20 protein-coding genes are annotated in these 18,966 nt (G+C 62.7%); 4 read left to right on the forward strand and 16 right to left on the reverse strand.

Translation table 11 applies throughout. The features are described from left to right. Positions 1–733 precede the first annotated feature (733 nt). The 11 genes from NKH37_RS12730 to NKH37_RS12780 all read right to left on the reverse strand — a co-directional run bounded on the left by NKH37_RS12730 (position 734) and on the right by NKH37_RS12780 (position 11,743). Entirely contained in the window at positions 734–1,174 is a 441-nt protein-coding gene (locus NKH37_RS12730) for a hypothetical protein (RefSeq protein WP_023723056.1), read from the reverse strand. Further along, positions 1,174–3,702: a hypothetical protein gene (locus tag NKH37_RS12735; RefSeq protein WP_353003503.1), complete on the reverse strand. Its 2,529-nt coding sequence runs from the start codon at positions 3,700–3,702 to the stop codon at positions 1,174–1,176. Before NKH37_RS12735 ends, NKH37_RS12730 begins: the two co-directional genes overlap by 1 nt. Then, positions 3,702–4,118 (reverse strand): hypothetical protein, encoded by a 417-nt coding sequence (locus NKH37_RS12740; RefSeq protein WP_353003505.1) that lies wholly within the window; start codon positions 4,116–4,118, stop codon positions 3,702–3,704. The genes NKH37_RS12735 and NKH37_RS12740 overlap by 1 nt, the downstream gene beginning before the upstream one ends. Further along, positions 4,090–4,860, reverse strand: coding sequence for a hypothetical protein (locus NKH37_RS12745; RefSeq protein WP_353003507.1), 771 nt, complete (start codon positions 4,858–4,860; stop codon positions 4,090–4,092). Before NKH37_RS12745 ends, NKH37_RS12740 begins: the two co-directional genes overlap by 29 nt. 247 nt (positions 4,861–5,107) lie before the next feature. Continuing rightward, positions 5,108–5,722: a phage tail protein gene (locus tag NKH37_RS12750; RefSeq protein WP_353003508.1), complete on the reverse strand. Its 615-nt coding sequence runs from the start codon at positions 5,720–5,722 to the stop codon at positions 5,108–5,110. Positions 5,723–5,750: 28 nt separating this feature from the next. Beyond that, positions 5,751–7,562: a phage tail protein gene (locus tag NKH37_RS12755; protein WP_353003510.1), complete on the reverse strand. Its 1,812-nt coding sequence runs from the start codon at positions 7,560–7,562 to the stop codon at positions 5,751–5,753. After that, positions 7,559–8,161 carry a phage connector family protein gene (locus NKH37_RS12760; RefSeq protein WP_352851174.1) on the reverse strand — a complete coding sequence of 201 codons (603 nt, stop codon included), beginning with the start codon at positions 8,159–8,161 and terminating at the stop codon, positions 7,559–7,561. Before NKH37_RS12760 ends, NKH37_RS12755 begins: the two co-directional genes overlap by 4 nt. A 287-nt stretch (positions 8,162–8,448) precedes the next feature. Beyond that, entirely contained in the window at positions 8,449–8,694 is a 246-nt protein-coding gene (locus NKH37_RS12765; protein ID WP_023718157.1) for a hypothetical protein, read from the reverse strand. Positions 8,695–8,907: 213 nt separating this feature from the next. Beyond that, on the reverse strand, positions 8,908–9,897 hold the full coding sequence (locus tag NKH37_RS12770; RefSeq protein WP_353041064.1) for a Coat protein: 990 nt from the start codon (positions 9,895–9,897) through the stop codon (positions 8,908–8,910). A gap of 86 nt (positions 9,898–9,983) precedes the next feature. Continuing rightward, on the reverse strand, positions 9,984–10,892 hold the full coding sequence (locus tag NKH37_RS12775; RefSeq protein ID WP_352496019.1) for a hypothetical protein: 909 nt from the start codon (positions 10,890–10,892) through the stop codon (positions 9,984–9,986). A 278-nt stretch (positions 10,893–11,170) separates the two neighbouring features. Next, a complete protein-coding gene (locus NKH37_RS12780; protein ID WP_353003514.1) occupies positions 11,171–11,743 on the reverse strand; it encodes a hypothetical protein in 573 nt (190 codons plus the stop codon). 110 nt (positions 11,744–11,853) lie between these two features. Between NKH37_RS12780 and NKH37_RS12785 the strand changes: the two genes are divergently transcribed. The 4 genes from NKH37_RS12785 (at position 11,854) to NKH37_RS12800 (ending at position 13,506) form a co-directional block, all read left to right on the forward strand. Continuing rightward, positions 11,854–12,042 carry a type II toxin-antitoxin system HicA family toxin gene (locus NKH37_RS12785; RefSeq protein WP_352496017.1) on the forward strand — a complete coding sequence of 63 codons (189 nt, stop codon included), beginning with the start codon at positions 11,854–11,856 and terminating at the stop codon, positions 12,040–12,042. 4 nt (positions 12,043–12,046) lie between these two features. Continuing rightward, entirely contained in the window at positions 12,047–12,448 is a 402-nt protein-coding gene (locus NKH37_RS12790; RefSeq protein ID WP_023718152.1) for a type II toxin-antitoxin system HicB family antitoxin, read from the forward strand. Between the two features lie 194 nt (positions 12,449–12,642). Then, positions 12,643–12,960: a YMGG-like glycine zipper-containing protein gene (locus NKH37_RS12795; protein WP_023718151.1), complete on the forward strand. Its 318-nt coding sequence runs from the start codon at positions 12,643–12,645 to the stop codon at positions 12,958–12,960. Positions 12,961–13,203: 243 nt separating this feature from the next. Continuing rightward, positions 13,204–13,506 carry a hypothetical protein gene (locus NKH37_RS12800; RefSeq protein WP_352589714.1) on the forward strand — a complete coding sequence of 101 codons (303 nt, stop codon included), beginning with the start codon at positions 13,204–13,206 and terminating at the stop codon, positions 13,504–13,506. Between the two features lie 19 nt (positions 13,507–13,525). Here the strand turns inward: NKH37_RS12800 and NKH37_RS12805 are convergent, their stop codons facing one another. The 5 genes from NKH37_RS12805 to NKH37_RS12825 form a co-directional block, all read right to left on the reverse strand. Further along, the gene (locus NKH37_RS12805; RefSeq protein ID WP_353003516.1) at positions 13,526–13,849 is read right to left on the reverse strand and encodes a Bbp19 family protein; all 324 of its coding nucleotides are present in this window, start codon (positions 13,847–13,849) and stop codon (positions 13,526–13,528) included. Further along, positions 13,846–15,588, reverse strand: a complete 1,743-nt coding sequence (locus NKH37_RS12810; protein ID WP_353041066.1) for a portal protein — start codon at positions 15,586–15,588, stop codon at positions 13,846–13,848. The genes NKH37_RS12805 and NKH37_RS12810 overlap by 4 nt, the downstream gene beginning before the upstream one ends. A 269-nt stretch (positions 15,589–15,857) precedes the next feature. Continuing rightward, entirely contained in the window at positions 15,858–17,009 is a 1,152-nt protein-coding gene (locus NKH37_RS12815) for an acyltransferase family protein (protein ID WP_352516075.1), read from the reverse strand. A 478-nt stretch (positions 17,010–17,487) separates the two neighbouring features. Continuing rightward, positions 17,488–18,081 carry a hypothetical protein gene (locus NKH37_RS12820; protein ID WP_352861866.1) on the reverse strand — a complete coding sequence of 198 codons (594 nt, stop codon included), beginning with the start codon at positions 18,079–18,081 and terminating at the stop codon, positions 17,488–17,490. Further along, positions 18,078–18,833, reverse strand: coding sequence for a phage terminase large subunit family protein (locus tag NKH37_RS12825; RefSeq protein WP_051409635.1), 756 nt, complete (start codon positions 18,831–18,833; stop codon positions 18,078–18,080). Before NKH37_RS12825 ends, NKH37_RS12820 begins: the two co-directional genes overlap by 4 nt. Positions 18,834–18,966: the final 133 nt, after the last annotated feature.

Raw genomic sequence — 18,966 nt, forward strand, 5'->3', positions numbered from 1 at the left:
TAGCTAGCTGACGGCGCTTGCAGAGAAGCGCCGATACATCACTTCGGAAGTAACGGAAGCACATTCTCATCAAGGAACTTGAGACGGCTACCCACATTTCGGCGTTGGCTGGGCTAGCCGGCACATCGACCGGGATTAGATCCGCCACCGGGTCCCCCCGTCGCGCAGCTTCGACCCACTCTTCCATGGCGCCGACATATCCATCCAGCGCCTCGTATGGAGTCTTGGCGTCCTCACAAGTCAGGTATGTCGGAGGCACATCGCCTACGATCACCCATACTCACGGATCCACTTCCGGCCTGCCAGGTACAATCTCGAAAAGGAAAATATATACTATGCCGTCGGCCCCATACCCAAGATATTCTCCCTTGATGTCTGAAACCAGTCATAAAACTCAAGATATTTTCGGGCTTCCAGACGTGCAGCATCAAGCTCTTCATCGCCTGTGCTTTTGTCAGCCGACGGCAAGCGGGTGACGCTAGTCAAGTCGGGTTTGACGTCGCTACAATTTCGCTCGACCACTTGTGTTCCCTTTCATTTCTTGCTTGAGCCATCTTCTTCTTGCCCAGCGAGCATAGTCTCCTGCATCGCTATGGTGTTTAATATGATCTGCTCTCGCACGATGCGTGCCCCCGGTCGGCCAGCGCTTTCTCGTGAGACACATCCATATTCAGCGCTGCACAGGCTTGTCGCGAGTGCGCTGCACGGCTCTACCGGAATGGGCTCGCAAAGCTCAACGCTGCTCATGCCAAATGTCGAACGGCTTGATGGTAGCTGAAGGGAGACCTCGTTCATCAAACACATCGAAGACTCGCTCTGATAAGACGAGGTCAAGGTTCTTGGCGATGCCGAAGTCATCGTGACCCGCCTTCCCGCTCACCTTCAGCCACACGAAAGATGGAAGCTCTACCTCGGGCTGCTGTTCGCGAAAATCTTCGGACGTTATGACTTCAACAGGGGCGAATGCCGCTCCGGTGAAGCCGATTTCTGACAATGCGTGCGCGGCCTCTTCCGTCACGAGGAAACATGGAAAGCTTGTTATAAGAACATCACCGATCCATCCCTCCATCTGGTACACAAGCTTGCTCACGATAGGAGGGTGGACACTGGTATCCATGACAGTGCCGTCGCCCAATCCGCCGGCCACATCGGGCAGAATGTCAAAGTATCTCATCAGTCACCTATTGGTAGATAGAACAAATGTCCATACTTCTTGTCGATTTCCGTAACATAGTCAAGGACCTTCTGGCGAGTAGCATGAGGGTTTTTCTTATAGAAATATTCCCACTCGTTCCGAATGACCTTCTGGTGCAAATTTATGTCGAACTCGTTCCGGATTCCACGAAGATTCTCGATTGAATGCAGCTCTTGCTCTGCAAAAAGCCCGGGATACCTTTTAAAAACTCCCTGCTCGACGCCATGATGCACTATATAGTCGCTTTTGTTGAGACTAGGATTCGCGTCGAAAAAGGTTTTTCGATAGTCCTTGGATGGAGCCCACCCAACCTTCGCCCCGGCATGTTTAACTTTGGACGTATCCCTAGCAAGCATCGCACCTAGTAACGCGGTATCAAAGGCACTATCGGACATTTCACCGGCTCGCGTCTTCCGGCGTGGGATTGGTGGCGAGACCGAGCGCGCAAGCGCTTGCTGGTGCCTAAGGGTTTCGGCATCGACCCCACGAACAAGTGCCTCGCCGCCTTCGACTAGGTCAGTCGGCCGCCTCGAAAATATTGAGAGTTTCTCTACCCAGGGCTTGGCAATCTTCGCCGCGGCGCGTTCCAGGGCCACCACCGCCAACCTATCGCCAGGAATTGCGCCCGCGGCATTGAGCAGTGTTTGGTCGTAGTTGCCTTCCAGCGCTGCATTTCCAGCCTTCTCCAGTGCAAATGACGTCCCCAACGGCGTGAAGTCGGCCACCGAGATGCTGTCTTCGCCAAGCCCATCGGAGCCCACGAGTTTTTGCGCGAGAAGACGCCATAGGCTCCCCCGCTCACTGTCGCCGGCTATCAATCTCCCGAGCCACTCTTGATTCGTCGGTAAGTAGTTGGTGAGTTCCGCGTTTGATACCGATCGTCCTGGCTCGACAGTGTTGGCTAAATCGAGCAGCATCATCGGGTCGACTACAGCTGCCCGGACCGACCTGTCCGCGATGCTGTTGTCCGTTTGGGACGCGCTGGTCTGAAACAGGTGGCTCAGCACCGCTTCGCGCGCGGCTTGATTCGGTAGCGCGGCGAACACATTGCGCAGCTCTGCGGTCTGGTGTTGCGGCTGGGCCTTGAGTCTGCCGACAATGTCCTCAGCGACAGAGTTGGGTAGCGGCTGGGCGGTCTCAAAACCCAACTGTTGCTGGGCGGCGATGGAGCCAATGATCGCCGCCCGATAGTCTCCCGGCTTCGACAGGTTGCTCCAGGCCGCATCAAGGTTCGCGAATGCCTCGCGGACATAGCCGCCCGGATCGGCCTGCCTGGCCTTGAACGTCAGGTCCGCGGCGGCGGCGATAGCGTCATGGCGTGCCTTGTCCACTTCCGGCGTTGAACTATCTGCGGTGGGGTCGGCGTCCTTGACCATGGCCCGCACGGCGTTATTCGACAGGTCGCGCATGCCGTGGAATTGGCGATTAACCTCAACGGTCCTGTTGAACGCCTCGAAGCGCCCGGCGCCTTCGGTAGCGCCATAGAGAGCGACGAATTGTTCCGGCGTTGGGATCGGGCCGGAATAGGTTCCACTGTCCCTGATGTCGGCCGGCGCATTCTGCTCGGCCAGGATAATGTTTGTGCGTTTTTCGACTTGCCGCATCGCGTCGGCGGCTCGGGCCTGCTGGACCAACCCTGGCCGCTCTTCGGGGGCAATGTCGTCCCCAAAGGCCTGCGCCGACCTTTCGTCCGGCGTAAGCTTGCCTACCCGGTCACGGAGCGAAGCCGGTGCGGCAGTTCCATCCGCCGGAGGCCCACTCACAGCCTCGACGGTATCGTCCTTGGTCTTGCCGTCCGTTGCGGCCAACACCGCCCCCAGCATCTCGGCAGCGCGCTTCGGATCCTGGGCGATCATCGCCTGGACGAGCGCCTTTGCCGCGTTGCTGCGCCAGGCGGCCTCGGCCGCTTGCCGGGCCACCGGGCTGCCCATCTTGCCGATCAGTTCGAGCCCGCTCCGCCTGATCGCCTCGAATGTGTCGCTATCGTCCGGGTCGCCCTGCGCGATGGCGCTTGTGTAGCCGTGCTCGACCTTGGTCCACTCGGCCTGCTCGTAGTTCTGGCGGCGCGCGTGCTGCTGCGCGGCCATGCGCGCCGAGCCGGCCAGCCGCAACGCCTGCTTTTGCGCGAGGAAATTGGCGCGTTCGCCCTCCGGCACTTTCGCCGCCGTGTCGTCGAAGATCTGGTCGAACAGGCCGGGCTTGACGACGCCGTCGCTGCGCGGATCGAGCTGGCCATACATGAAGTCGTGCAGGCCGCCGCCGTCGGCCGGCGCGGTCTGCACCGCCACGGCCTCGGCGTGCGCGATGCGTGCGTTCAGCTCGCGGCCGATAATGTCGGCGTCGAACGCATCCTGCTGCTGCTTCTGCTGCCGGAAGCGTTCGGCCACCGCCGAGAGCTCGTCGCCAAAGCCTTGCATGGCGGCGCCCACCGGCGAGCCGTTGGGATAGGAGGCCACAGTGTCGGTATCGAGCCGGCGCTGGGCAAGCTGGAGCGGGATGGTGGCCATCAGTAGAGGCCTCCGCCCGGCGCCGGCGGGAAGGCGCTTCTGCCGAACGTCACCGCCTTGGCCGGGTCGTAGAGGCCGGCAATGCCCGATACGAGGTTGCCGCCTGCCTTGAAGATCGAGGCGCCCACCGCCTGCCTGCCGGAAAAGCGCGCGATCGCCGCCTGCGTGCCGAGACCGTTCTGGCGCAGCTGCGAGCCGTACTGGATCGCCTTGAGGTCGAGCTGGCCCTGCCTGGCATTGGCGGCCAGCACCTCGGTCGGCGATCCCGCCATGGCGACGCCCGAAGCGCCGGCCTGGGCACGCGCCTGCGCCTGCAGCAGGTCCTGCTTATGGCGCTCCTGGCCCTGCTCGAAGGCCGAGCTTTGAGCGTCGGCCCGCGCCTGCTGTTCATAGGCTTTGGCCTGGTAGTCGGCCATCTGCCTGGACTGCTGGCCTTCCGCCAGCGCGCCGCCGACCGAAAGCGCCGTGCCGATAAGAGCTAGTGTGCACATGGTCAGCCTCGTTCGCCGGCGGGAATGAATTTGCTTTTGATGCCGTCGACGGGCGCGCCGATCGAGGGCGCCGGTCGAGCACGCCGCCGGGACTGAGGAAGGACAAAAGCAGCCGGTCGGCCTGGATCGCCGGGCGGCTGAGCCGCGTGGGTGCTGTGGCCCGCGGGCCGGCCATGGCTGTGCGCCGGATGGTGGTCAGGTTGACTTTGACCCCGGCGGCGCCGTCGGACACGCCGTTGGCGGCGGTGACGGCGCGGCTCAAGGCATCGGCCGCGAACAGCTCCTGGCGCAGTTGCTCGATCAGCCAGTGGACCGTGCGCCAGCGCTCGCCGAGCGCCTCGGCGTTTGTCCTGACCTCGTCGCCGTGCGGCGGCGTGTCAGCGCAGGGTTCGGCGGGGGGTTCGTCCAGGGGGGCGCCAACGCGGCGCTCGTCCGCGTCCTCGATAGTTTTCTCGATTCGCGCAATTTCAGCGGTGCAGTCGTCCAATGCGGCACGCGCCGCCGTCAAATTGCCGGCGCCGAAGATCGCGTGAAACTTTTCCGTTTCCAGCTCGCCCTTGCGGGCGATCGCATTGTTGAGGTCGGTGTCGAGCAAGGCGATGACGGCGGCAAAATCGGCAGCCGTCCGCGCCCTGCCGAGGTCTTCGGCATGGGGGAGTTGGGTCACGGGTGGTTCCTTCTTGAGGGAGGACATCGCAGCTGCCAATCTCCCCCCTTGTGGGGGAGATGCGCGGCAGGGCAGAGGGGGGCGCGAAGGATCGCGGCGGCTTTAGCTAACTGCGGTCAGGCCAGAATGGATAAGGACGTAATTACGATTGGTCGGCGGGACAGCGCCCCTCTCTGTCCTGCCGGACATCTCCCCCACGAGGGGGGAGATCGGCCGTCGTCAAGAGTTTCGCCAACCTGCAATGCGTCTAAGGCTCGGCGTCGAACACCGGTGTCATCGCCCTGATCGTGCAGGGCGTCGGATTGACGTGGCGGATCTTCACCCGCCCCTGCCCTTCCCAGCTGTCGTCGATCGGCACCTCGACATTGCCGGTGAACAATTTCGCCATGGCACCCGGAGCAACCACGGACGGGATGCGAACCTGCTCCCATCGGCCGCGGATAAACGACTGGACCTGAAGCCCGGCGATGTCGGTTTCCAGCAGCGAAAGAATGAGCTTGGCGACCTTCTTGCGCCGGCCGACGATCGAGCCGTCGCGGCCGCCGACGTCCAGCTCCAGCGTGTTGGCCTCGGACTGGTAGCCGAGCCCGACCTGCCATTTGGCGGCGGTGGCGCCGCCGGGCAGCATCACCTGGCCGGAAGCGACCGTGAGCCCTTTGTAGACCTTGCCGCCGGCCAGCACGTCGACCGCCTGGCCTTCGAGATGATCGAGGCCGGAGACGACATTGACGGCAGCACCCGAATAGGTCAGCCCGCAGTCGACCTCGAAAGCGTCCTCGATTGCGCATATTCGAACGGCACGGTCTTTATTTCGATATAGCGCCTGGTCACGCCGCCGATCGTGCGCTTGACGATCAGCCACAGGTCGTCATTGCCGTCCTGGCCGGGCGTCACCACGGCGCTTTCGACAACGGCCCAGTTGGATCCTGCGAGCTTCCGGCGATCTGGTGGATATGCATGCCGCGCACGTCTTGCGACGGCTGGTGCGTGTAGCCGCCGAGTTCGCCATTCCCGAGCGGGAACCAGAGCAGCGGGTCGGGGTCGGTCTGAAAGGCGAGTTCGACGACGCCTTTCTTCGGAATGTGCTCCGATATTTGACCGACGTCGTCGGAGGTGAAGCGGCCGGTGGCGTTTTGTGTCAGCTCGGCGATCGATTTGCGGGAGCGGGTGACATAGAGGAACGACTGCCCCGCATCGACAGGACGCATCGGGGCACAGCCGAAGGTCCGCGACCGGCGGTTCTTGAACGAGGACGGTGTCAGCGCCTCGTCGATGCCAGAGCCGGACAGCGCCCTCACCCCGCCAAGCGTTCCGATGATCAGCGCACCGTCCGATTCCGCCACCCACGTGATGTCATTGGCCTGACCGCCGCCGGCCTGCACGAATTCCAGCGCGTCGGTGTCTTTCTCGCCGGTGGCGAAGTTGTCGAAATCGCCGGTTTGCGAGGCATAGACCGAGAATTTTCGGCTGAACGCCAGGCGCTCCTCGTAAAGCGAACCGCTCTGCACGTACTTGCCGGGCACGAACGTGCCGAGACGCCAGCGGATGATCGGGCTGAGATCGGGCAGAGCATGTCCATACAACTGGACCGTGACCACCGTCATGCTGGTGCGGGCAGTGACCTTTGCCCAGAGCCAGAAGCCATCCGCGCCAAGCAGACGAATGGCGCGGCCGACATCGCTCGTCTGGAAACCAGTGCCGTCATTGATACCGACGGCCGAGGAGGCCGAGAGATCAAACGGCGTTTGCGACGGCGCGTATTCGTGCAGGGCCAGTTCGGCGATGGCGGTTCCGTCGCTGTCGCCGCCCGAAAACAGCAGCTGATAATATTCATAGGCAACCGTGTTGTTGAAGCCGTCGAAGAAGCGGGTTTCCGATTTGGACCAGCCGGTCTCTCCGTCCCGGCTGTCGAGCGTCGTCCAGTCGGTGCCGTTGTGCGAGGCCTGGAATTGCCACTGGGTCGGCGAGACAGTGTCTGAGTGATCATTCGTCGCGGTAATCCAGTAGGCGTCGACTGTCTTGGCCTCGCCGCCGCCGAACTGGTAGCGCAGATACCCGCTCGGAAATCCCGCTATGTCCACCCCCTCCTGCTTGTCGCCGTCGAACACCTGCCACACGTCGGATGAGCCGTTGCTGTTGCTGACCGTGCCGCTTGGCAGCGTATTCGAGGTCATGACCGGCATGGCGTTGCCGGTTGCGGCCGGCGTCAACGTCGTGGCGGTGGTGTTGATCTTGTCGTATGGGCCGTCGAGAAAGACGAAATCGGCGAGCGTCCAAGTCGTGTGCGCGGTGCGCGTCAGCACCTTGACCGGATAATCCTTGTGGGTGATCCACATCTGGTCTGCCGACTGGACGAATTGCAGGTCGAAGAGATCGGCCTCGAGATAAGGGGCCGCCACCTCGACCGTACCGACGCGGGCGCCATAGGCGTAGACGCGGATGTAAAGATCGCCGAATTCGAGCGCATAGGCCTGATCGGCCGAGAAGATGAACGGGATCAGCCGTGTCGCCTTCGACGAGTTGTTCACCTCCGCGCAAAAATACGTTCCGCCACGCTTTCTGATGCCGCCATGCGGCAGCGTGACGAAGTTCGTGCATTTGGACAGCGCCGCCCGGTAGAGCTCGAGCGAGGCGCGAGCGTGCAAGCGGGGAGAAATCTCGCCGCGGATGAATGCGTCCTGGACCGGATAGAGCGTGGTCATCGGCCGGCGAACCTGTTGTCGCCGCGTTGGAAAGCCCAGGACATATTGGAAAATCTGCCGCCGCGCTGGATGGCATTGGCCGAGTAGGCGGCATCCAGCGCCCTGTCATAGGCGCTGCGGGCGACGTCGATCATGCCGGACTTGTGGGTCAAGGGATGCGCGATCTTGATGGCGAGCGCCGCAATCAGCACCTCGGTGAACAGCGCGTCCCAGTCGTTGGGGTCGGTCAGGTTGGCGATATAGCGGATGATGCGCGGCCCGGCCTGATCGGAATAGACCAACCCGGCCTCCTGCCGCCATGAGAGCGGCACGCCGTCCGGCTCGCCATTATGGGTCAGCGGCAAGGGCCGCAGGCAGTCGGCGGGAAGTTCATAGGCAAAGTTCAGCGTGCCAGCGCCGCTGCCGGTGTCGAAGCCGGCGACCGAGGCCGCCAGGATAGCGAAGACATAGGCGTGCTTGGTCAATTCGGCCTCGCGGGTCAGGTCGAAGTGCAGATTGAGCAGACGCGCCGCCTTGGCGTCCTGGTCGAGGCTGTCGATCGGCGCCTCGTCGAGCACGGCGAGCGCCATGTTGGCGATGTCGAGCGGGGTGATGGCCATGGCTCAGGCCTCTGTCTGTGTGGTTGGTCGGGGAAAACGGGGCATGGTGTCTCCACGGCAAAAAGCCGCTTCAAGGCGGCTGGGGATTTCTTGTGATTGTGGCTTGGGCAGAACGTTGCACGTCTCGTGCAGGGAGCCGTCACGATGCCAGCCGCCCGTCAGGGAATGGGTGGCACGTGCTGCGTGATCCGTCTTTTTTCCATTCGAGCAAGGAAGACGGCAATGCTTCGGTTATTGCGGTTTCACGACACCGCCGCACAATGCGGCGATGTCTTGCCTGGATTGAGTCAGCCGATGCGTGCGCTGGTCGAGATCCCTGTTTCGGCTGACTTGGCAAAGACGCTTGCTTTCACCCTTCCGATACCTCCCGCCATAGCCAAGCCCTTGTCCAGGGCATCTTGAAGACTTGGTGTGTAGTAGGCGGTGTCCTCCAGACCGCTGAAGAAGTTTATGCGATGAACTTCCCCCTTCTTGCTCATGACAATGCCCGCTTTTCGGAGCACTTCCTGAACTGTTTTGTACTTCACGTTCATAGTTACCTCCCTTGCTCAGACAAGGCAGCATCGCCCTTTCTTGTAACTGTTTGGTGCCGTCGATTGGCCAAACGAGCAACATGAACGTTGTGGCGAACCGCAAAATTCGCATCACTCCGGCGCGGCGCAGCGGGTGAACTTGGGATTCGCCACACCGGCCGACCTGGTGTCCAGAAGGGGCGGGACCTCTGATGCCCGCCCCTTCCGGCCGGATCAGGCCTCCATCGTTTTCAGCGCGATGAACGTCATGTGCTTGACGCTCGACGCCGTGCGGTCCCAGTTTGCCGCCAATGCCAGCTCGGCATCGGTGGCGAATTCGCCGGCCGAGGACGCGTCGAGGAAGCGGGTGCCCGGCACATGCGGCACGAAATGCCGGCGGCCGACCATTTCGGTGACGCCGCCGCCATGGCCCTGCCGCGGCTTGCGGTCGAACTCGAGCGGGCCGCCTTCGGTGTTGACCGGCAGCTCGTTCCACAGGATCGCCTTCTCCTTGAACATGAAGGCGGTGTAGACGCCGCCGGCGACCGGAATATCGTCATCGACGACGGCCCTGAGCCCCATGTAGTAGGGGATCAGCGGCCCGCCCTGCTCGGACGACGGCACATAGTCGATGAGGTCGGCGAGCTTCAGCGCCTTCATCTGTTTCGAATGCATCCAGATCGTCTTGAACTTGTCGGCGCGGTCGCCCATCAGATAGGCGGCCTCGATGATGTCGGTGTCGACGATGGAAGCACCGGTAACGCGCACCAGATCGCTGCCGTCATTGGCGATGTTGTCGGCCAGCACGCCTTTCAGGATGCCGAGCAGCGTCAGCTTGTTGGCGCGCTGCCAGTAGTCGGTCTGGCGACGCACGATGAGCTTCTGCGGATCGTCGCCGGCAAGGATCGAAGTCAGGTCCGGGATGCCCCAGGCCTGCGCACGCACATTGCGGGCCGCGACTTCACGGCGCGCACCGATCTTCTTCATCTCGATCGAGTCGGCCGGGTCGTCATTGACCGGCTCCGAGGGATCGTTGCCGAGATCCTTCCAGCCGGGCATGTCGACGGAACGCCCGCCCATGGAGAGCTTCGAGGCGATGGCCGGGTCGGAAAACAGGATCCCGGCCTGGTAGATGTCGAGCGACTGGACATGCTCTTCGAACGAGTATTGCGCATAGACGGACGGAACGATCGCGTCCGCGATGCGGGTATAGGCGTCTGCCATTTTTGTCTTCCTTCAGGTTTGTGGGGATTGGCGGACCATGATCCAGAAAAGTGGAAACCGGTTTCGGAAAAGATCATGGTCCAATTTCAGAGAGGATTATTGGGCATCCACAGATCGGGGTTTTCGCCGGCCTCGCGTGCCAGCCGCCGGGCGCGGGCGGGGTCGCTTTTGACCAGGGCTGAGATGCCAGTCAGGTTGCGCTCGCCGGCGGCATTGCGCTTGAAGGGATTGCCTCCACTCAAGGCCGCGCCGCCGTCGATCGTGTCTTCGCGGAACATCGCCTCGCCGATGGCGTGGAACGCCTTGGCGATCTGCGGGTCGGTCAAGGCGCCATCCGGCAGAAGGATGCCCTTCGCCTTATAGGCATTGACCAGGCCGAGCTTCTTCATCGCCCTGTTGGCGACCTCGAGCTTCTTGCGAAAGCCATCGCTGCCGGTCGGTCCCCAATCCCGCACAAGGTCGTCGTGGGTCGTCTCGACCGAGCGGGCAACGGCGATTTGCTGTGCCTTGGCCTGCTCGGCCATGTAGCCGACGAAGCGGTCGTGATAGGCCTGCGCGACCTTCGGGGTAGCACCTGCCTCGACTGCCCAGGCCTTGGACGCATTGGCGAGCTCGTCCGAATAGGCGAAGTTTTCGGGGAGCCCGTCGGGGCGCCTGTACTCGACCTTGTCGGGCGAGGTCAGCGGACGCATCGCCTCGGGCAGTCGGGCATGGAACCTGTCCCAGTCTTCCGCGGCTGCATCGGCTGCCGGAACGCGCAGGCTCTCACCCTGCTGCCGCTCCAGCTCCGCATAAGAGGTGAAAACCCGATCGAGGCTTTCAGGCTTGGTCCAGCCCTTGGTTTCAGCAAGCTTGCGGTTGCCTTCGGAAAGACCGTCAAACCAGCTTTTGGCCGCAGGCGGGGCGGACCCGTTGTCCCCGTTGGCCGGTGGCCGTGCAAGGTTGCCCGCCGGTGGCGCCGCCACCGCGGACCCGGCGTCTGCCAGATCTGTCATGAAAAGATTCCTTATGTTGAGGTTTAGAGAGAGCCAGCGGCGAAGCTGCCAATCTCCCCCCTCGTGGGGGAGATGTCCGGCAGGACAGAGGGGGGCGCGAAGGAACGCGAGGATCCGGTGCACTTCGTCACCAACGCCCCGGGAAAGATTGCAAGCACGAATCAGCTGGATAAGCCGGCGGGACAGCGCCCCCCTCTGCCCTGCCGGGCATCTCCCCCACGCGGGGGGAGATTGGCCGTCACTTCCGCTTTCGCCAATCACCCATATCTGGAGGGAACCTAGATATTGTCGCCCCAGTTCTCCCAGAACAGCGTGATAGTGCCGGTGACGGCAACCGTGCCGTCAGCGTCGATATCCGTGCCGGTGGCAAACGCCAGGTTGAGATAGAGGTCGACCGGCGTCACGGTGCCGTCGAGCGTAGCGGCTGCGTCAACATCGGCAATCGATGCGCTCGACAGCGCGGCACCCGCGCCATCCAGCGTACGGCCGGTCGCGCCCAGCACATTGACCATGGTGCCGGCAAGCACAGCGCTCAATGCTGCCGTCGAGCCGAGCGACCAGGTTAGCGCGGCATTGTCGTTGATGGTCGAGGCTCGCGGCGTCAGCACGGCGAACTGCAATCTTGCCGTGCCGCCCTTGATACGGATCTTGCCATCGATGAAATCGAACAGCTTCTGACTGGCATAGGCCAGTGCATCGGTGACCGGCACCGGCATGGCATTGAAGGAGAAGACGGTGCGGTAGGCGCCGCCCTGCCCGGTCGTCCTGGCGGTAAGCCCCGCCTTGGGCGGGGCAAGGCCGGCTTCTCTGGCGGCGGCACGCGAAAGCGTCCGGGGAAGACCTCGGGTCATCTGGTATCTCCATTTTTTGGGGATTTGAGGAAGGTTCAACTGGACCGCGGCACGTAATCTGCCGCAAATCTCATGGACATTTAGCCCTTCTGTGTGTATCTATACACAACATGAAGAGCGCCGATGTCATTCATAGGCTGCTGGCGGATGGCTGGTACGAAGTGGCTCGAAAAGGAAGTCACGCCCAGTTCAAGCACAAAGCCAAGCCGGGCCGGGTGACGGTTCCGCATCCCAAGCGCGACATCCCGATCGGCACTCTCAAGAGTATCGAAAAACAATCCGGCTTGAAGCTGAGGTAGAGAAATGCGGAACTACATCGGACTGATCCACAAGCAAGCGGACAGCGACTTCGGCGTCTCCTTCCCCGATTTTCCGGGCCTGGTGACAGCAGGCGTCAATCTGGATGATGCCCGCGCCATGGCCGAGGAAGCACTGGCCTTTCATGTCGAGGGGCTGGTCGAGGATGGCGAAGCAATTCCCGAGCCGTCGTCCCTGGAGGAAGTGATGTCGGACAAGGACAATCTGAGCGGTGTCGCCATCCTGGTTCCCTTGAAAGCCGAAGCGGCGAAAGTCGTGCGCGTCAATGTCACCATTCCGGAAGATATCCTCGATCAGATCGATCGATATGCAGAGCGCCACGGCTACAGCCGATCCGGATTTCTGACCGCTGCGGCAAAAAAGGTGATGCAGATCGAGGCAGCGTAGCCCCTCGAAGGTCGATTTGAGATGAAGCTCCGTCGTCTTGTTCGGTTACATTTCTTTCCGAAACCGAGCTGTCAGACTAAAACAACCATGTCTTATTTCGTGAGGCTCAGTGCCTATGTTCCGCCGCAAATGCCACCGCACTTGGCAAAATCGGCCCGTGTATTAGTTCATAGACTTCAAGGGAGTACCAGACGATGACCATTTCCAGAGCCATTGCCGCCATGCTCGTAACCGCCGCATTGGCAGGCTGCGCGCAGACCGAAGCACAGCAGAGAACCAGCACCGGTGCGCTGCTCGGCGCCGGCGCCGGTGCGCTTGCCGGCCAGGCGATCGGCGGCAACACCAAGAGCACGGTCATCGGTGCCGGAGCCGGCGCCTTGCTGGGCGCCGTCGTCGGCAACGCCACCACGCCGCAGCCGCGCGGCGAACAGCTTTGCCGTTATCAGGATCGCAACAGCGGCCGCATCTACACCGCCCCCTGTGACGACCGCTATTATAACGGCGATTATTGAGCGTGCCCCCTTCTCCCCGTTCTGCGGGGAGAAGGTCCCGGCAGGGGGATGAGGGGCAGCGCAAACTTCTGACATGCCGGCTCCGCCCCTCACCTGCCTGCCGGCATCATCTCCCCGTAGAACGGGGAGAGGGGCGCAGCTTCAGCCTCGGCGCATCCTTTTTCCCCGATGATTTGGTCCTTCCGCTGATTAAACGTCGGCGCTATCGTCTGCTATCCAAAGGGGGCGACGATGCGATTTTTGATGACCTCACTGCTGGCTGTTTGTTCGGTTTCCGCACACGCCAGACAGGCTGTCAGTGTTGAGCGGATTGACGAATGCCTGGTCTTGCCGGTGGCCGCTGTCGACAATCGTGTCAAAGCCACTTTCGAGGTGACACTGGACAAGGCCGGCAAGATCAAGTCGGTTACGGTTGTATCCTACGAACCTCATTCGGAAGCAGCGGCGGAAGCGGCCCGACAACTTTCGAAATCGGTCCAGAGGTGTTGGCCGCCAGGCGTCAAAACCAGCCCGTTGCGACTCACCGTAGATTTGAGCAAGACTTAGCCACAGGTCCTCCACCACCCTACCTCCCCTCCAGCCTCGCCGCCTTTGCCAGCGCCGCCAGCTGCGCTTCGTCCAGCGTCAAAAACCCCATAATGTGCTGCACCACTTCGGCCCGCGCATTGCTCAGCGCGCTGTGCAGCTCGAAGCCGTTCGGAGTTTTCGTCTTGGCCAGCCACTCGCCATAGGATGGCCGGCGATAATAGCCGGTCGCGGCCGTCAGGTCGGCCAGCACCATTTCGCCGTCCTGGCCTGAGAACACCCTGAGATAGGCCTTGGCCAGCGCATCCCGCGCCTTGGCCGGGCCGCCGGCCTGGCTGGAATGGGCGAAGCGTTTGCCGCTCATGCGCGCTGCCCGCCCGAAGCATCTTGCACACCCTGCGGCATCAGCCCGCCGAGCCCATCGAGCAGGCCGCTGTCGCGCGCCTGCACTGCGGCGGGCACGGCATCCCTGGCGACCTTGCCGGCGGTGGCGACCGCCGCCATGCCGGCCTGTTCCTGCTGGGCCTTGGCACGAGCATCGCGAATACCGGCCACCTCGTCCTGGCGGCGAAAGATGCGCTGCGGGCTGCGGCCCGCGCCCTGCACGATCTTCAGTGCTTCATCGCCGTCGATATTGTCCATGATGCCGGGATCGAATTGCGCCATCTGCATGGCCGTCGTCACCACCTGGATGGTGTCGCGGGCTTCGGCCGAGCGGCGCAGCACGTCGAGCGGGCCGGTGAAGGTCGGCCGCAGCGCCTTGCCGGCGAGGCTCGCCGGCGGCAGGAAGCGGCTGTCTTCCTCGTAAAGTCCTTTGTCTTCCAGAATACCCAGCTCGCGGTCGAGATTGCTGGCAAAGCCGGCCTGGATGATCGAGCCGGACGGCCCGAGCAGCGCGCCCTTCTCCTCCTGCCGGATCAAGGCCTCGGTCGCCGTCATCTGCGGGTTCTGCACCAGCGTCTGGAACAGGTTGACGAACATCATGTCCCGGATATCCTCGGCCCGGCTGTCGGCATAATTGAACGCATAGGTCGGGTTCTGGCCGGTGGCGATGGGCGCGATCAGCGGCCGGCCGGCATCGTCGATCAGGCCCGGATAATTCTCGCCGGGATTGAGCACCGGCACATAGTCGAGCCGCGCCTTGGACGCGGTCGCCGGATCGGTGATCTGCTGCAGGGCGCGCAGGCCGGAGCGCCGCACGGCGTTCTCCTCGCGCACCGTCGTCAGCGCCTCGATGGTCGGCGAGATGCCGTAGGGATCGCCCTCGTAGCGGCGCCAGTTGAAGCACGATACCGGGAACGAGCGAAAACCGCTTTCCCTGACGATCACCTCCTCGTCCTCGATGACGTGATAGGAAGCGAACGCCGTATCGAGATACTGATAGGTGCCGCTCAGACTGTACATCTTGCGCTCGTCGCGCGGCTGGATGCACTGGATCAGCGAGATCTTCGTCTCGCATTTCGAGGGGTCGTCGACCAGAACCTTGATCCGCACCGGCAGCTTTTCATAGCCGAGCAGTTGCGCCGCCTGCCGCGCCGTGCGCTCGTAGCGGCGGTGGAAAATATCGACCTGGCCCCAGCGGTTGCGCGAGAGATAGCCCTCGACCACGGGGATCGAGGCATAGCGGATCAGCGTGCCGCCAAAACCCTCCTCGGCGTAGAGATAGGCTGGGCCGTAGCGCACGACATTGCGCAGGCATGCCTGTGTTGCCGGCACGAAGTTCGAATTGGCGGAGTAGCGCAGCGAAAACAGGAAATCGCGCAGCGCTTCCGCCCATTCCTTTTCCTCGTCGGTTTCCTCGTCGTTGATTGCCGCGGTCGACAGCCCATGCCATTTCTCTGACTGCGGGATGATCAGGCTTTCCAGCCCGGCGGCCAGCCGGTTGGCGGCCGAGTTGATGGTGTTGGCGTAGACGCGCGCACCGCGCCGCTCCTGCCGTTCGGCCTGCGAATCCGTGCCGGCCTGGCGGCGGCCACTCCACATGTCGGGCGCATCGGGATCGCAGAATTCGGAAACCGCCTCCCAGACATGCTCATACTGGCTGCGTTCGCTCTCCAGTTCTGCCTGTCGCGACAGAATATCGCGAGCACGGGAATCGCTCATGGTCAGCCTCGCTTGATGGATTTGATTGAAAAGAAGCGGCGGGACGCCGAAGCTGCCGACCTCCCCCTTGTGGGGGAGATGTCCGGCAGGACAGAGGGGCGCGAAGGATCGCAAGCCTGCGTTTTTTATGTTTTTCCGACCGGATTCGCCCAACCGGAATTCGCCTAACGTCGCGTTACAAATGATCCACAAGCCGGCGGGACAGCGCCCCCCTCTGCCCTGCCGGGCATCTCCCCCACGAGGGGGGGGAGATCGGCAGTTTCAGCTGATCATGCGCTGCCCTCGAGCGCCGGGCTCCGCCCAAAACGCTGCACCACGAAACGTCCCATCTTCTGGCCGGGCACTTCGATCAGCGTGTAGGTGATCCAGGACAGCAGGCACACCACCGGCAGAACGACGACAGTGACGACCGCAAAGCGCAGCGGCGCCGACAATTCGTGGCCGAACTGGGTGATGACCAGGGCCGCGACCGGCTGGAGAACCAGCAGATGGATCAAATAGATGCTGAAGGAAAGCTCACCCATCAGATGAAAGAACCTGTTGGCGAGCGTCATGGCGATCTTTCTGGCCACGATGCCCATCATTCCCGGCAGCATCCGGTAGAGAACCAGGGCAAAGAAACCCAATACGAGCGCTTCCCGCATCAAAAGCTTGCCAAGCCCATAGCCGCCGCCGAAGGGCAGCGCGGCCAGAGCCATGGCCAACGCCAGATATGCGAAGGGCCGCTTTTGCCTTTGATGGACGACGCCCGCCAGCAGCATCCCGCACAGGAAAATCTGCATCTTCAGCGGCAGGAACGACGGCATCGGAAAATGCACCGACAATTGCCCCATCAACAACACGATCGCGCTGCCGGTGGCCGCTACCAGAATGGCGCTCCATACCCAGTCAAGCCTGCGCACCAGCAGCATGATCGCCGGAAACACCGCATAGAACTGCATCTCCAGCCCGAGGCTCCAGTCCGGCAGCGGCGTGCGATAGGCGAAATTCGGCACCAGGCCGAACAGGAACAGCAGATGGGCGCCAATATTCTTCAGGCCGCTGTCGAGATAACGCTCGGGCGCCTGCGGCGACCTCAGCAGGAACTCGTCGATGACCATCCTCGACTGGTAGAGATAGGGGCCAAGCGCCAGGGCAGCGAACAGCATGATGTAGAACAGCGGCGCTATCCTGAAGTAGCGGCGGGTCCAGAATTTCAGCCAGGTTTCCGGCCTTTGCCAGGGCTCCTTGTCCTGGCGCAGCTGGTAATGGAACACCATCAGGAAGCCGGACAGCATGATGAACAGATCGACGCCGAGGTCCGGTTCGCCGAGGATAGGAACCTGCCAGCCGGTCAACAGCAGGCAGTGCCCGATAAGCACCCAGATCGCGGCGAGCGCCCGAAGCCCGTCCAGGCACTCGATGCGCGATGTTTCCGTCATGCCGAACTTCTCGATAGCCATGTTGCAATGCAGCATGGCGGCTGAGGGAAGAATGTCAACCGTGCGGAAGGAACACGATTTGCGCTCGGTTGTTACGGAAAACGCGGAAGCTGCGATCTCCCCCCTCGAGGGGGGAGATGGCCGGCAGGCCAGAGGGGGGCGCGAAGGAACGCCAGCCTCTGTTTTCGTTTCCCGCCGGAATGAGCCGATGGCGGCAACTTACAAATTGATCACCAAGGCCGGCGGGACAGTGCCCCCCTCTGCCCTGCCGGGCATCTCCCCCACGAGGGGGGAGATCGGCAGCATCACCCGCCTCTCTTCTTCACCAACCTTGCGTGCCGGCGCCAGTACCACCACGCCAGCACGCGGTTGCGGAACACTCTTCTCATCGCGCCCATGTCAAACCCCCAGCAGCACGCGGCGCTGGCCGGTGAGCTCACTGGGCGACAAATCGGTCTTCACCGTTCCCGCGGTCCCATCATTGGCCGCCAGCTGGGCCCGCAACGCGGCCTCGCGCGCCTGCACGTCCTTGTCGGCAATGGTCGGTGTCGGCGGCAACGGCTTCAGCGCCGGCGGCTTTTGAAAAAGGCACATGGTTTGCTCCAAAGTGAGAGATTCTCGTCCAGTCGTAGAGCAGAAAATCCTCGCCGTTCCGGCCGTAGCCCGGCAGGCGGCAGCGTTGCGTGGCACCAAGCCGGGCCAGCCAGCGCAGCGCCAATTCATTGGCGGCCAGCGCTCGCGCCTCGACCCGCCAGGCGCCGTGCGCCGCAACCTGCGGCCCGAGCACGGCGTGAAAGAATTCCGTAATCCCAGGCACGCAGCGCCTCATGCGGCGCGTGCCCCAGCTCCAGGCGATCCACAGCCCGCTGCGCTGTTCGGCGGCGCCGAAGCCGGCCTCCGGATTGCCGTCGAGCTCGGCAACATAGGCAAACCCCTGCAGCGCCGTCAGCGCCAGCAAAGCCGGCGACCACTCGTCGAACTGGCAGTCGATCTCGGCTCGGTCCTCCGGCCGCAGGTTGGCGGCGATATAGGAGAGATCGCGCAGTGTGGCGGGGATGATGCGGATGGTCACCGAAACGCCCCCAGCGGATCGGCCTGCCCCGCCTTCCGCCGCGCGGCTTTGAACACCGCCGGGTCGACCACCGCTTCCCTCAGCATCATCACGCCATAGCGGGTCGCCGCCATCAAATCGTCGCGCAACTTCACCACCTGGCCATCCCGGCGGTGATAGAGCCGGAACTCCTCGAACCACGGCAAAAGCGTCGAAAACACCTTGAAGCGGCCTGATTGCATGCGATCGAGCATGTCCATCAGCCCGGCCTCGACCGATACCGAACCGTCGGCGAACTGCGCATGGCTGGCGAGCATGTTCAGCCCATGTGCCGAATATTGCTTGGCAAGCGCGGTGCCGGCACCCTCCAGTGTCTCGCGGCGGCCGTCGCGCGGCCATGCCCATGGCAGCCATTCGCCCCACGGTTTCAGAGTCAGCGCCTGCATGGCGGGAGTCTGCTGCGAAGCGCGGCAGGCCTTTGTGACATAGACGACGTCGGCCTCCGTATCCCAGGCGAGCTCGACCGCCGCCGAGGGATGGTCCCAGCCGAAATCGAGTGCGCCGAGCCGCGGCCAATAGCGCGGCAGCGGGAACGGCTCACAGGCGATCAGCTCCTCGGCCACCGGAAATATGCGGCCGGAGCCGAGCACCGGAATGCCTTTGGCCCGCGCCTCACGCTCATGCGCCGGATAGGCGGCAATGATCTCGGCGCGCTGCTGCGGCGTATAATGCTCGGCATCGTCGATGGTCATGAAGGTGACGTGACGGGTCATTGTTTTCACCCTCGCGGCATTGAATCATGGTGGCAGGTGTTGGACGTATGCTGCTGTTCGGTAAGATGTTTTCATGATGGCGGGACAGCGCCCCCCTCTGTCCTGCCGGACATCTCCCCCCCTTGGGGGGGAG

It is taken from the genome of Mesorhizobium sp. M1217 (assembly GCF_040318275.1).
Taxonomy (GTDB): Bacteria; Pseudomonadota; Alphaproteobacteria; order Rhizobiales; family Rhizobiaceae; genus Mesorhizobium.